At 68.6% G+C, this 13,648-nt stretch carries 11 protein-coding genes and 1 pseudogene; 8 read left to right on the top strand and 4 right to left on the bottom strand.

Annotated elements, in window-relative coordinates; translation table 11 throughout:
• Positions 1–377, top strand: a pseudogene (locus WBA11_RS12470) (hypothetical protein); the annotation flags it as partial.
• A gap of 4 nt (positions 378–381) precedes the next feature.
• Entirely contained in the window at positions 382–1,494 is a 1,113-nt protein-coding gene (locus WBA11_RS12465) for a hypothetical protein (protein ID WP_424521003.1), read from the top strand.
• Positions 1,495–1,539: 45 nt separating this feature from the next.
• On the opposite strand, the gene WBA11_RS12460 is transcribed toward WBA11_RS12465, so the two are convergent.
• The 4 genes from WBA11_RS12460 to WBA11_RS12445 are packed head-to-tail and all read right to left on the bottom strand — an operon-like array spanning position 1,540 to position 5,152.
• Positions 1,540–2,124, bottom strand: a complete 585-nt coding sequence (locus tag WBA11_RS12460) for an outer membrane beta-barrel protein (RefSeq protein WP_424521002.1) — start codon at positions 2,122–2,124, stop codon at positions 1,540–1,542.
• A 48-nt stretch (positions 2,125–2,172) separates the two neighbouring features.
• Entirely contained in the window at positions 2,173–3,591 is a 1,419-nt protein-coding gene (locus WBA11_RS12455) for a sensor histidine kinase (protein ID WP_424521001.1), read from the bottom strand.
• A gap of 50 nt (positions 3,592–3,641) precedes the next feature.
• Entirely contained in the window at positions 3,642–4,037 is a 396-nt protein-coding gene (locus WBA11_RS12450; protein ID WP_424521000.1) for an ATP-binding protein, read from the bottom strand.
• Positions 3,941–5,152, bottom strand: coding sequence for a sensor histidine kinase (locus tag WBA11_RS12445; protein ID WP_424520999.1), 1,212 nt, complete (start codon positions 5,150–5,152; stop codon positions 3,941–3,943). Before WBA11_RS12445 ends, WBA11_RS12450 begins: the two co-directional genes overlap by 97 nt.
• Positions 5,153–5,265: 113 nt before the next feature.
• Here WBA11_RS12445 and tkt point away from each other — a divergent pair, with 113 nt between their 5' ends.
• The 6 genes from tkt to WBA11_RS12415 form a co-directional block, all read left to right on the top strand.
• Entirely contained in the window at positions 5,266–7,293 is a 2,028-nt protein-coding gene (gene tkt / locus WBA11_RS12440; protein ID WP_424520998.1) for a transketolase, read from the top strand.
• A 267-nt stretch (positions 7,294–7,560) separates the two neighbouring features.
• Positions 7,561–7,695, top strand: a complete 135-nt coding sequence (locus tag WBA11_RS12435) for a hypothetical protein (protein ID WP_424520997.1) — start codon at positions 7,561–7,563, stop codon at positions 7,693–7,695.
• Positions 7,696–8,085: 390 nt separating this feature from the next.
• A complete protein-coding gene (gene leuB, locus WBA11_RS12430) occupies positions 8,086–9,159 on the top strand; it encodes a 3-isopropylmalate dehydrogenase (RefSeq protein ID WP_424520996.1) in 1,074 nt (357 codons plus the stop codon).
• Between the two features lie 4 nt (positions 9,160–9,163).
• Positions 9,164–10,762 carry a 2-isopropylmalate synthase gene (locus WBA11_RS12425; protein ID WP_424520995.1) on the top strand — a complete coding sequence of 533 codons (1,599 nt, stop codon included), beginning with the start codon at positions 9,164–9,166 and terminating at the stop codon, positions 10,760–10,762.
• Positions 10,763–10,823: 61 nt separating this feature from the next.
• Positions 10,824–12,575: a dihydroxy-acid dehydratase gene (ilvD, locus tag WBA11_RS12420; RefSeq protein ID WP_424520994.1), complete on the top strand. Its 1,752-nt coding sequence runs from the start codon at positions 10,824–10,826 to the stop codon at positions 12,573–12,575.
• Positions 12,576–12,600: 25 nt separating this feature from the next.
• A partial coding sequence (locus tag WBA11_RS12415; RefSeq protein ID WP_424520993.1) for a thiamine pyrophosphate-binding protein occupies positions 12,601–13,648 on the top strand: 1,048 nt, incomplete at its 3' end.

Genomic DNA, 13,648 nt, shown 5'->3' with positions numbered 1-13,648 from the left:
GCCGACGTGTGCTCCACCTCGGCGACGCGTTCCGCATCGACGGCCTCGATCCCGAGACGCGCGTCGCTCGGCGTGGCTCGACATTTTCGATCCGGGGCGGCGACCTGTCCGGCCTCGAGGTCGGCGGCATACCGCTCGGCGAGATCGCGACGCTGAGCCGCGACGACCTCGAGGCCGTCCTCGACTCCGTGCGTGCTCGCCCTGGCGCGGTCCGCGTCCGCGCCCTCGAGGGCGACGCGCAGGCCCGCCTCGACTCGCTCGGGGTGGACCCCGCCGTCCTCGACTCCATCGCGAGAGACGCTCTCAACTCGCTCGGCGAAGGCCGCGTCACGACCCGAGGCTTCTTCGTCCGCATCGACTCCACCGACGCCCCGTAACTCCATGCGATTCGCGCTCCTGCTCCTCCTCGCGGTCACGGCCCAGGCCCAGCCCGCCGGCTACCTCCAAGCCGACCGTCCCTACGCCCGGATCTGGGCGCCGACCGCCGCCGACCTCGAGGCCGCCATCGAGGAGGTCTCGTTCGCCGCGCTCCGGTTCGAGAGCGCCTTCGGCGAGCCCCCGCCGCCCATAACCGTCGTCGTCACCGACGACCCCAGTTCGGTCGCCGACCTCGACCTCCCGGACGACGGCCGCAAGGTCCTGCCGTTCTGGACGCGCCGCGGGTCTAGCGGACCGGCCGACGCGCTGCTCACGGCTGGCGCGATGCTGCGTGCCATCTCCGGCACCTTGCGCGTGATCGGGACGGTTGCCGACGCGAGCCCTTTTCAGTCCGAGGACGAGGTGGTAGCTGTCGCGGGACAAATCGTCTTGAGCCTCGAGGACTGGCGGCGCGCCATCGCCCCGCTGCCCGTCGGGGGGACCGCCGACGTGACCGTCCGCCGCGGCGGCCTCGAGGTCGTCGTCCCCGTCGAGGTCGAGGCCGCGCCCTCGGTTAGGCGGGTCGGTACCGCCACCGCGCAGTCCAGGCCGCTCTCCCACGAGGCCGGCCACTTCTTCCTCGTCGCGTACGTCGCCGAGCAAGGCTCCGCGTTCGTCCGCGACACGACGCGCACGTACTCCGGCGCCCCGGCCCTGCCCGATTGGATCGACGAGGGGTTCGCTACGTTCTGCGAGATCCCGCGCGTGGTTCGGAACCGGGACGCTGTGCTCGCCCGCCACCTCGGCGAGTTGATCCCGTTCGACACGTTCCTGACGATGGACCACCCCATCGTCGCCAGCGGCCTGCTCGACCAGGGGACCGGCAGCAGCGGCCCCATCCGCATGGCGGCCTCGGGCCGGGCGATGGAGGCCCTGGAGAACTCGACGCTGTTCTACGCCCAGTCGTCCTCGCTCACGCGCTACCTAGCCGGTCGGTACGGCCCACGCGTGTTCGGCCGACTCGTCAACCACGTCCTCCAAGGCGCGACGACGCGGGCCGCCCTCGAGGCTGAGGGCATCGACCCGGACGCCCTTGAGGACGAGTGGCGCGCTTGGGCCGCCGCGACGACGGCCTAGCGACGGGGTCCTCGAGGCCGAGCCGACATCGAGGGCGCAATGTCCCTAGCGGAACGGGTACGCCGTGATCCCGAGCGAGAACCGCCCCTCGCCGTAGCCAGACTCCTCGAGGTCGAACGCGATCACGCCGAAGTCGACCTCGCTAAACTCGCCGCCGCCGATCCGCACCGCCGCATCGAGGGCGACCGTCGGGCTCACGAAGTAAGCCAGCCCGCCGCCAAACGCGACGCCGCCGCCCGTGAACTCGAGCTCGACGTCGTCGTCCGACGCGGTCACGCCTCGGAGCGATACATCGAGGTACGGCCGCCACGCGCTCCCCCGGTTCAGATTGAGACGCGCGCCGATCTCGCCGGCCGCGAACCGGTACTCGTCGCGGATCACGCCATTCGTGTCGCCGTCGACCGTCGCGCCCGACACCCCGAGGTAGAGCGTGAACACCGGCGAAAACCCGTATCCGAGCCTGACTGAGATCCCTCCGCCGGAGTCGTCCTGGTCGAAGTCGTCCTCGTTGTAAAAGAGCGATTGCGCATCGAGGGCGAGGTGGACGAATAGACCCTCTGTGTTGGACGGGCCGAAGGGCTGGGCCGCGAGCGGCGAGGCGAGAACGAGGGCGAGGAGAATCGAGCGCATGGCGGACATGAGACGCGAGCCCAAAGGACGCGCCAAGCGCAAGCTGGGTTACACCGCCGTCTCGCCGCGTGTGGGCTTCGATCGAGGTCGAGCCAGGGCCGCACCGGGACCCTGGTCCACAGGTCGAGCCACAGGCAACGTCACCGTCACCGTCGTCCCACGCCCCGGCTCGGAATCGATCTCGAGCCGGCCGCCCATCGACTCGGCCAGCCCTCGAGCGATCGCCAACCCCAAGCCGAGTCCCTCGTGTGACCGCCCGTGTCCTTCTGAGGCTTGTTGAAATGGCTCCGAGGCGGTCGATGCGAACTCAGGCGTCATGCCGATCCCCGTGTCCGCGATGACCACCTGGACGGCCTCGCCCTCGAGGGCGACCCCCAACCCGACGTATCCGCGCACGGTAAACCGGATCGCGTTGTCGGTCAGGGCCGTGACGACGCGCTCCAGAGCCGCCTGGTCTGCTCGTGCGTGCACATCTGGCGCGACCACATGCAACTCGATGCCCTTGGCAGAAGCCTCTTTCTCGTACCGACTCGCGACCGTACGCACGATGGCTCCGGCGTTGACGGGCTCGACCTCGAGGTCGGCGTTCCCTCCTTCCAGCCGGGTCAGGTCCAAGACGCCGTCTAGCGTCGCGAGGAGCCGGTGAGCTCCCCGGTGCATCGAGTCGATGACGACGCGGTCGTCGTCGGAGGCCTCGAGGTCGAGCACTTCGGCCCCGCTCACGATCGCCGTCAGCGGGGTCCGGAACTCGTGGCTGAGGTTGGCGAGAAGGGCGTCTTTCGCCCGGCTGGCCGCCTCGGCCGCATGCTGGGCTTTGCGACGACCTTCCAGTTCCTGACGAAGCTCCTCGTTGGTCTCCTCGAGGTTTCTCGCCAGGTCGCGGAGGTACTTGGAGATCGGCCCCTCGTACGCCCACGCGAGAGCCGCTACGAAGCCGCTAACGATGACGAAGTTGGCGATGAAGTACCGGTTCGCCGCCGTCTCCGACATCAGCAGCGGAAAGACGTAGCCCATCTCGGTCCCGACGAGAACGCTCCCTCCTGCGATGGCGGCCGTAAACGCGATGGCGATTCCCGTTTTGGGACCGGCGACGAATGCCGCGAACAGGGGCGTCGCAACCAGCCACAGCAGGGCCACGTCGTGAAGCCCTCGGTCCAAGAACGCCGAGAACGCGAGCGCCGCCTGGATGATGACGACCAACGCGACACTCAAAAGCTCCAGAGACACGCCTACCCGAAGCAGGAACGGCAGTCCAATCGCGGGGATGATCAGGAACGCGAATGAGGCGACGGCAACGATTTCAACACCAGGTGTCTTCGCGTACACCACCGTGATCAGTGCCACCACGGCCGCGATCGCCCACGACCCGATCACAAAGAACCGGTACCGAAAGGTCTCGAGGCGGGTCCGCTCCCCAAGAACGAACCAGCCGATGAGGGAGGAGAGACGGAAGGTACGAGACCTCACAGATACAGGGTTGGGACCATCTCCGAGGTTTCGACGGATAGCTCGAATTATTAAGCCCTTGCTACGACTGGGGAGTAGCCCAACGGCTGGAGCGAGGCGGCGACCTCGAGGGCGTCCCGTGTGGGGCGCTCCGTCCTCGAGGCCGTCGGAAGTTCGACACGGACCGTGGTGCCCAGGCCGGGCGCGCTCTGGATCGACAGAGCGCCGCCTATCGCATCGGTGAGCCGGACCGCCAGCGTGAGCCCGAGGCCGAGACCTTCGTGCGTCCGTGCGTGTCCCTGGGACGCCTGGAGAAAGGGCTCAGGAGCCCGCTGGGCAAACTCTTCCGTCATCCCCACCCCAGTATCGGTCACACACAAGACGGCCCCGCCAGCCACCGCTCCGAACGAAACGACGATCGTACCGGCTTCGGTAAACCGGATGGCGTTGTCGACAAGGGCCGACAAGATCCGTCGCAGGGAGTGCCGGCGGCAAGAGCGGTCGCGGGCTCTCCCTGGACCTCGAACGCGAGCCCCTTCTTGATCGCCTCGGTCGCGAACGGAGCGACGGCATCACGCACGAGCACGTCAATTTCAACGGACTCACGCTCAGCGACGTGTCCCCCGTTGACCCGGCTCAGGTCGATCACGTCCTCGAGGGTGACCATGAGGCGACGCGCGCCTCGCTCCATTGATTCGAGGATGGGACGATCCAGGGCGTCGGCCTCTTCGCGCAGGATCTCGGCCCCAGACAAGACGGCCGTCAGCGGCGTTCGGAACTCGTGGCTCAAGTTGGAAAGCAGCGCGCTTTGCGACCGGGTCGCTGCCTCTGCTTGGTCCTGGGCCTCGCGGCGCGCGTGGAGCTCGCTATGAAGCTGCCGCACGATCGGCCCCTCGTAAAGAACCGATAGGACACCGACGACGACGGCTGCGCTCAGGAAGTTGAGGAGGTAGTGCCCCGAGGCATCCGCAGCGGACAGGGATTGAGAGAACTCATACCCTCCTGCGCCGACAGCGAACAAAGTGACCCCGCTCACGACCGACATCAGCGCTATCGACGCCCCGACCCGTCCACCTCCGAGGCATCCCGCAATTAGTGGCACGATCGCCATCCAGAACACGGCCCCCGAGCGGATCCCGCCATCGAACCATGCGATCGCAAACAAGGAGACCTCGAAGAACACTATAAACGCCGGTCCCAGAATGCGAAAGGGAAGTCCAACCCGGAGAAGCAGAGGGAATGACAGACTCAGGCCACAAATCACGGTGAGAACCTGGACCACCGCGTAGCTGGTGCCGGCGAGGTGGTGGACGTGGTGAAGAACCGCAAACATCCCGGCGTTGGCCCCGACGAGAATCGACATTGCGACGTAGAGCCGTATCCGGATAAGGTCCATCCGGTCGAGGTCGCGCTCGGGGATGAACGCCGAGAGGATGTGGAGGAGCCGCGAGCCAACGTCGCTCGGGGGTTCCTCAGAGTTTATCGGGGTCTCAGCCGTTCTCATCGCAGATGGAAAACGCTTGGGGCAGGCGGCATTCCCTTCGGTGTTCGGTTCGATGACAACGTTCTTAAGGACGAGCAAGCAATTACTTCCGCTCGGGAGGCCCGGCCGGTGGCGCCAACCCCGCAGACCACCGTTGAGGGATCGAATTTGACCCCTCCTCGTAGCTTGGCCTCACTTCTCCCCCGCCCTCGATGTCCGACACCTCCACCGCTGCACCCGACCGTACCGCCGAGGAGAGAGCCAGACTCGAGAAGGTGGCTGCCGACACGATCCGCGGCCTGACCATCGACGCCGTCGAGAAGGCCAACTCCGGACACCCGGGCCTGCCAATGGGCATGGCGGACGCCGCGACAGTGCTGTGGACGCGGTTTCTCAAGCACAACCCCAAGGACCCACAGTGGTTTGACAGGGACCGGTTCGTGCTCTCGGCCGGGCACGGCTCGATGCTGATCTACAGCCTGCTCCACCTGAGCGGCTACGACGTGTCGCTCGACGATCTCGAGCAGTTCCGGCAACTCAACTCGAAGACGCCGGGCCACCCGGAGGTCCACCACACGCCGGGCGTCGAGACCACGACGGGGCCGCTGGGCCAGGGGCTCGCGACCGCCGTCGGCATGGCGATGGCGGAGACGCACTTGGCGGCCCGGTTTAACACCGGCGACCTCGAGGTCGTGAACCACTACACCTACGTGATCGCCTCGGACGGTGACCTACAGGAGGGCGTCACAAACGAGGCGTCGTCGCTCGCCGGGCACCTGGGTCTGGGGCGGCTCATCGTGCTCTACGACGACAACCACGTCTCGATCGACGGCGACACGGAGCTCTCGTTCACGGAGAACCGCTCCGACCGGTATGAGGCGCTGGGCTGGCACGTGATCCGCGACATCGACGGTCACGACAACGACGCCGTCGCCGCTGCCATCGAGGCCGCGCAGGGCGTCACGGACAAGCCGTCCTTCCTCGAGGTCCGCACCGTCATCGGGTACGGCTCGCCGAACCTGGCCGGCCAGCACACGGTCCACTCCGACGCCATCGGCGACGACGAGATCAAGGCGACCAAGGAAAACTTGGGACTCCCTCTCGAGGAGTTCTACGTCTCCGACGACGCGACGACGCTGTTCCACGAGCAGGCCTTCCGTGGCTCCGAGGAGCAGTGCGACTGGGAGGGCCGAATGAACGCCATCCTCGAGGCCGAGCCCGAAACAGGCGCGGAGCTCCAGCGCCGCATCGAGGGCGCGCTCCCCGACGGCTGGACCGACGCGCTCCCCTCCTTCCCCGCCGACGCCAAGGGAATGGCCTCGAGGGCGGCGAGTGGAAAGGTGCTGGACGCGATCGCGAGCACGCTGCCGGAGTTGGTCGGCGGCTCGGCGGACCTGACACCGTCGGTGAAGACGTTCGCCAAGGGCATGACGGACTTCCAGCACGCGACGCCCGAGGGCCGCTACGTCCACTACGGGATCCGCGAGCACGGCATGGCGGCGGCCATGAACGGGATGGCGCTGCATGGCGGCATCCGCCCATACGGCGGCACGTTCCTGATCTTCAGCGACTACTCGAAGCCGGCGATCCGGCTGGGCGCTCTGATGGGTGCCCCCGTCGTCCACGTGTTCACGCACGACTCGGTCGGTCTGGGCGAGGACGGCCCGACGCACCAGCCGGTGGAGCAGCTCACGGGCCTCCGCGCGATCCCGGGCCTGCTCGTCATCCGCCCTGCCGACGCGAACGAGACGGCCGCCGCGTGGCGCGTCGCCCTCGAGTCCGGCCGGCCGACGGCGCTCGCGCTCAGCCGTCAAGCACTTCCCACGATGGAGGGCACGGCCTCGATGGCGGCCGACGGCGTCGCGAAGGGCGCTTACGTCGTGGCGGACTCGGACGGCGAGCCGGAAGTGATCCTGATCGGGTCCGGCTCCGAGGTCGGGTTGTTGATGGAGGCCAAAAGGCAGATCGGTGGCGGCGCACGCGTGGTCTCGGTCCCGTGCGACCGGCTGTTCTTCGAGCAGGACCACGCCTACCGCGAGTCCGTGCTTCCGTCCTCGACGCGTGCGCGTGTGGCCGTCGAGGCGGCGTCGCCCGTCGGGTGGGGGCGGTTCGTCGGGCTCGACGGCGAGACGATCGCGATCGACCGGTTCGGCACGAGTGCGCCCGGCGCGCAGGCGCTGAACGACCTCGGCATCACCGTCGAGGCCATCGTCGAGGCCGCCCGCAGAGTCTCGGCGTAGTGGAGGGCGGCCACGACATCGACCTCGAGGACGAAAGCGTTCCGGCCGCACGGCCCGGCCGAGCCGAGTCGCGATCCCGACCGCGTCCTCGAGGACGTCCCGCCGGGTCTCGCCTACCAGCTCCAGTTTGACCAGTTCAGGCGTGTCGGGACGCTGCTGCTCACGGCGGCCGGCGGCACGCTCGCGCTTCTGCAAGCGGGGTACCTCGGGTCGGACGACCAGCTCGGGTTCGCCGTCGCCTTGTTCGCGGCGGCAACCGTTCTCTCGGTGGTCGGCCAGGACCTGTTCCTCAACGGCCTCGAACTCGGCCGTGGCCGGACCGGGTTCGCGCGGATCTGCCTTGGGGTCTCCCTAGCCCTCCTCGGCGCCGGCGTCGGGACGTTGCTCGTCAGCGTGTTCTAGGACGGCGCTCGTCCTCGAGGACGAGGACGGAGCGGGCGGGCGAAGGCCGTCTCGTGAGTGGCGGGCGGGCACGGCGACCCCAAAATCTGATCGTGTTCACCAATCCTTCTTCATTGGAAGGGCTTCCAGGTTCGGGGAGGCCATTGCAGACGCTCCAGCCCGCGTCTAACCTGCGGACCATATTCAACGCGCCTTCAAAGAGGCGTCTCTGGTGATCGCACTCGCTCTCCGTCCCACCGTCCTCGATGCCCGCCGTTTGGCGGATGGGGTCACCGCCGCCGTCCTCTCGGTCCTCCTTCTTATTGGCCTCCTCGTAGGAGGCTGACCCCGAAGACCGACTCTCGACGCACACGCGGAATCTCTTGGGTTGGTCGAACCCAAGTCCCCCCGATGCAGCAACACGCCTACACGGTGGCCCTCTTGCCGGGCGACGGAATCGGCCCCGAGGTGACTCGGCAAGCCGAGGTCGTCCTCGAGGCCGCCGCGCGCGCGTTTGGGTTTGAGCTGACGACGGCGGAGCACCCGGTCGGCGGCGCTGGCATCGACGCGTCTAGCGACCCACTGCCGGCGTCCACCCTCGAGGCTGCTCACGGGGCCAACGCAGTCTTCCTAGGCGCCGTCGGCGGACCGGCGTGGGACGGCATCGAGGCCGCCAAGCGCCCCGAGCGCGGGCTGCTCCGGTTACGCAAAGAGCTGGGCGTATTCGCCAACTTGCGCCCGGTCACGGTGCCAGACGTGTTGGCCGAGCGATCGCCGCTGCGCTCCGAGATCGTCGCAGGAACGGACTTGCTGATCGTTCGAGAACTCACGGGTGGCATCTACTTCGGCGCTCACGAGCGCACCGGGGACCACGCGTCCGACGTGATGGCGTACTCCGTCCTCGAGGTCGAGCGGATCGCGCGCGTCGCGTTCGAGACGGCGCGAGGGCGCCGGGGCCGCGTGACGTCGGTCGACAAGGCGAACGTGCTGGCGTCGTCGGCGCTGTGGCGCGAGACGGTGGCCCGGTTGCACCAAGAGGAGTATTCCGACCTCGAGGTCGACCACCTGTACGTCGACAACGCGGCGATGCAACTCGTCCGCGACCCGCGCGCCTTCGACGTCGTCGTGACCGGCAACTTGTTCGGCGACATCCTCTCGGACCTCGCCGCGACGCTGCCGGGCACGCTGGGCCTGCTGCCGTCCGCCAGCGTCGGCGGAGACGTCGGCCTGTTCGAGCCGGTTCACGGGTCCGCGCCCGACCTCGAGGGCCGAGACGTGGCCAACCCCATTGCCGCCATCCTGAGCGCGGCCATGCTGCTCGACGATCTGGACGAGAGCGAGGCCGCCGCTGCCGTCCGCCGCGCTGTTGACTCCGCCCTCGAGGCCGGGACAGTCACACCCGATCTCGGCGGCTCCGCCGGTACCGCAGCGGTTGGCCACGCCGTCGCCCAGGCCGTCCTCGAGTCCGTTCCTACACCTGCCTAGACCGATGACCGACCGCGTCACCTTCTTCGACACCACCCTGCGCGACGGCGAGCAGTCGCCCGGCGCCGCGATGACGCTGGACGGCAAGCTCAAGATCGCCCGGGTGCTGGCCGCGTTGGGCGTGGACGTCATCGAGGCCGGCTTCCCGGTCTCGTCGCCCCAGCAGGCCGAGGCCGTCCGCGAGATCGTCGCCGCCCTCGGGGACGAGGACCCGGTCATCTGCGCGCTGGCCCGCGCCAAGTCGGGCGACATCGAGGCCGCCGGCGCCGCTCTTCGGGGCGGAAAACGGACCCGGATCCACACGTTCATCGCGACGAGCGACATCCACATCGCGGCCAAGTTCAGCGCGCCGCGCTTCGGCGCCACACTTCGGGAGCAGCGCAAGAGCATCCTGGCGATGACGCGCGACGCGATCGCCCAGGCGCTCGAGTACACCGACGACGTCGAGTTCAGCGCCGAGGACGCGGGGCGCACCGACCACGGGTTCTTGTGCGACGTCGTCTCGACCGCCGTCGAGGCCGGGGCCACGACCATCAACATCCCGGACACGACCGGTTACTGCACGCCCTCGAGCTACGCGGCGCTGTTCGAGGCTGCCCGGACGTGCGCAGGACCGAGCGCCATCCTGTCGACGCACTGCCACGACGATCTCGGTCTCGCCGTCGCGAACACGCTTGCTGGCGTTGAGGCTGGAGCCCGGCAGGTCGAGGTGACGATCAACGGCCTCGGAGAACGGGCCGGAAACGCCTCCATCGAGGAGGTCGCGATGGCCTTGCGCGTCCGCGCTGATCAGTACGGCGTGACGCACGGTCTGAACACCGAGACGCTGGGCGAGGCGAGCCGGTTGGTCGCTGTTGTGACCGGCTTTCCGGTCGCGCCCAACAAGGCCGTCGTCGGCTCGAACGCCTTCGCGCACGAGGCCGGCATCCACCAGCACGGCGTGCTCCAGAACCGCGAGACCTACGAGATCATGAGCGCCGGCGACGTCGGTGCCGATGCCGAGTCCATCCGCCTGGGCCGCCACAGCGGCCGCCACGGCCTGTTCTCCCGGCTCGACCGTCTCGGCCTCGAGGTCGCGGACGCCGACCGAGACGCGGTCTACGAGCGATTCGTCGCCCTCGCCGACCGCAAGAAAGAGATCTACGACGCCGACCTCCACCTGATTGCAAACCCTGCTACGATGACCGATTCCGCTACTCCCTTTACGCTCGCCAGCCTGACGGTGACGACGAGCACGACCGAGCCGCCCCAGGCCGAGGTCACCCTGTTAATCGGCGCGACCGGCGAGCTCCGCGTCGAGACTGCGACCGGCGACGGGCCGGTCGACGCGATCTACCGCGCCCTCGACGGCGCCGCCGGCCGCCCGCACCGCTTGGAGTCGTACACGATCCGCGCGCTGACCGGCGCCGCCGACGCTCAGGGCGAAGCGCTCGTCGTCGTCTCGGACGGCCCCGCGCTCGCGCAAGGCAAGGCGACCTCGACGGACATCCTGCGTGCCTCGGCCGAGGCGTACATCGAGGCCCGGAACGGGCTCGACAACGATCGCCCCCAGGAAGGCGACTTCGTCCAGGAGGGCATCATGGCGTCCTTCGACCCCGCGTGACCGCGCCCGACCTCGAGGTCGGAGCCAAACCCGCGTCCTCGAGGACGACTCCCCGCGAACGATGACACGCCGCAGCGACACCGTCAAGGCCGGCTGGGAACGGGCTCCGCACCGGAGCCTGCTCCGCGCGACCGGCCAGATCCAGTCCGACGACGACTTCGACAAGCCGTTCATCGGCGTCTGCAACTCGTACATCGACCTCATCCCGGGGCACGTGCACTTGCAGTCGTTCGGGAAGGTGGTCAAGCACGCCGTCCGCGCGGCGGGTGGCGTCCCGTTCGAGTTCAACACGATCGGCGTCGACGACGGGATCGCGATGGGCCACATCGGGATGCGCTACTCGCTGCCATCGCGCGAGTTGATCGCGGACAGCGTCGAGACCGTCGCCGCGGCGCACTGGCTCGACGGGATGGTCTGCATCCCGAACTGCGACAAGATCGTTCCGGGCATGTTGATGGCCGCGCTGCGCCTCAACATCCCGACCGTGTTCGTGTCGGGCGGGCCGATGGCGGCCGGGCGCCTGCCGAGCGGCGAGAAGATCGATTTGGTGAGCGTCTTCGAGGGCGTCGGGCGGCACCAGACGGGCGAGATCAACGACGCGCAGTTGTTGGAGATCGAGACGCTGGCGTGCCCGACGTGCGGGTCGTGCTCGGGCATGTTCACGGCCAACTCGATGAACTGCCTGATGGAGGCGCTCGGCCTGGCGCTCCCCTACAACGGCTCCATCCTGGCGACCGACCCGCGCCGCCGCGAACTCGCCCGCAACGCCGCGCGCCGCGTCGTGGAGTTGGTCGACGAGGACCTCAAGCCGCGCGACATCGCGACGGTCGAGGCGTTCGACGACGCGTTCGCCCTCGATATGGCGATGGGCGGCTCGACCAACACGGTCTTGCACCTGCTCGCCGCCGCACGCGAGGCCGAGATCCCGTACGACCTGCGCCGCGTGGCGGAGATCTCCTCCAAGACGCCGTACCTGTGCAAGGTCTCGCCCTCGACGCCGGACGTCCACATGGAGGACGTCGAGGCCGCGGGCGGCATCCCGGCCATCTTGGCCGAACTCGACCGAGCCGGCGCCATCCACGCCGACCGCCCGACCGTCGCCGGGCCGCTGCGCGCCACCTTGGAGGCCGCCGAGAACAAGCGGCCCGACATCATCCACTCGGTCGAGAACGCGTTCCGTGAGACGGGCGGCCTGGCCGTCCTCTATGGCAACCTGGCGCCGGAGGGGGCCATCGTCAAGAGCGGCGCCGTCATCGAGGACATGCTGACGTTCGAGGGGCCGGTCCGCATCTTCGAGTCCCAGGACGACGCAGTCGCCGGCATCATGGGCGGGGACGTGGTCCCCGGCGAGGTCGTCGTGATCCGCACCGAGGGACCGAAGGGCGGACCGGGGATGCCCGAGATGTTGCAGCCCACCTCGGCGCTCGCCGGGATGGGGCTCGACACGTCGGTTGCCATGATTACGGACGGACGCTTTTCCGGCGCCACGCGCGGGCTGAGCATCGGCCACGTCTCGCCCGAGGCGGCGTCCGGCGGCGCGATCGGTGCCGTCGAGCCCGGCGACCGGATCCGAATCGACATCCTCGAGGGCGAGCTGACACTGCTCGTCTCCGACGACGAGATCGCGCGTCGGCTGGCCTTGCGCCCGCCGTTCGTGCCCAAGATCCGGTCGGGCTGGCTCGGCCGCTACGCCCACTTCGTCACGTCCGCCTCCGACGGCGCCGTCCTGCGGATGCCCGACCTCGAGGTCGCGCCCGGCGGCGACGGCTCGACCTCGAAGACACCCTCCTCTCCCACGACCCCGACGGTCTAGCCCCTCGACCTCGAGGTCGCACGCCATGTCTACGCTCGCTCCCCCACGCCCGGCCCACCGCGCCACGCCGACCGCCTCTCAGGCGCCGGCTGCCGAGGCTCCCGTCCTGACCGGCGCCGACATTTTCGTGCGCAGCTTGGAGGCCGAGGGCGTCGAGTTCGTGTTCGGCCACCCGGGCGGCGCGATCATCAAGATCTACGACGCGTTTGCTCAGCTCCAGCCGTCGTTTCAGCACATCCTGGTGCGCCACGAGCAGGCCGGCACGCACGCGGCCGAGGGCTACGCCAAGGCGACCGGCAAAGTCGGCACCGTGCTCGTCACGAGCGGTCCGGGCGCGACCAACACCGTGACCGGCATTGCCGACGCGATGCTCGACTCGATCCCGATGGTCGTGTTCACGGGCCAGGTCGCGGTCCCGCTGATCGGCGGCGACGCGTTCCAGGAGGTCGACACGATGGGCGTGACGCGGTCGGTCTCGAAGCACAGCTTCCAGGTGCGATCCGCGGCGGACCTGGCGCCGACCATCAAGGCCGCGTACCACATCGCACGGACCGGACGACCGGGACCGGTCGTGGTGGACTTGCCCAAGGACATCCTGGTCGAGGAGACGCCGTTCGAGTACCCCGACTCGGTCGAAATTCGCGGGTATGCCTACGAGCACCCGCCGCAGCCGGCCAAGATCGAGCGCGCGGCCAAAATGATCGCGGCGTCTCAGTGCCCGCTGTTTTACGTCGGCGGCGGGACGATCTCGGGCAACGCGACGGAGCACCTCACCGCGTTGGCTCGCAAGGCTCGGATCCCGGTCACGACGACACTCCACGGCCTGGGCAGCTTCCCGGAGAACGACGAGCTGTCGCTCGGCATGTTGGGGATGCACGGGACGTACTGGGCCAACATGGCGGTTCAGAACTGCGACCTGCTGATCGCCATCGGCGCGCGCTTTGACGACCGCGTGACGGGCAAGCTCGAGGCGTGGGCGCCCCATGCCGAGGTCATCCACGTCGAGATCGACCCGTCGTGCGTCTCGAAAAACGTCTTCGCCGACTGCGCCATCCTTGGCCACGTCGCCGACG

The organism is Rubrivirga sp., from assembly GCF_049648075.1.
Lineage (GTDB): Bacteria > Bacteroidota > Rhodothermia > Rhodothermales > Rubricoccaceae > Rubrivirga.
The sequence above is the reverse complement of the archived record's forward strand: the minus strand, read 5'-3'. Positions and strand labels throughout refer to the sequence as shown.

What these genes read in the sequence shown, in the direction of transcription:
- WBA11_RS12460 (WP_424521002.1), bottom strand. Translation starts at nt 2,124, where the DNA reads ATGCGCTCGATTCTCCTCGCCCTCGTTCTCGCCTCGCCGCTCGCGGCC.
- tkt (WP_424520998.1), top strand. Translation starts at nt 5,266, where the DNA reads ATGTCCGACACCTCCACCGCTGCACCCGACCGTACCGCCGAGGAGAGA.
- leuB (WP_424520996.1), top strand. Translation starts at nt 8,086, where the DNA reads ATGCAGCAACACGCCTACACGGTGGCCCTCTTGCCGGGCGACGGAATC.
- ilvD (WP_424520994.1), top strand. Translation starts at nt 10,824, where the DNA reads ATGACACGCCGCAGCGACACCGTCAAGGCCGGCTGGGAACGGGCTCCG.
- WBA11_RS12425 (WP_424520995.1), top strand. Translation starts at nt 9,164, where the DNA reads ATGACCGACCGCGTCACCTTCTTCGACACCACCCTGCGCGACGGCGAG.
- WBA11_RS12465 (WP_424521003.1), top strand. Translation starts at nt 382, where the DNA reads ATGCGATTCGCGCTCCTGCTCCTCCTCGCGGTCACGGCCCAGGCCCAG.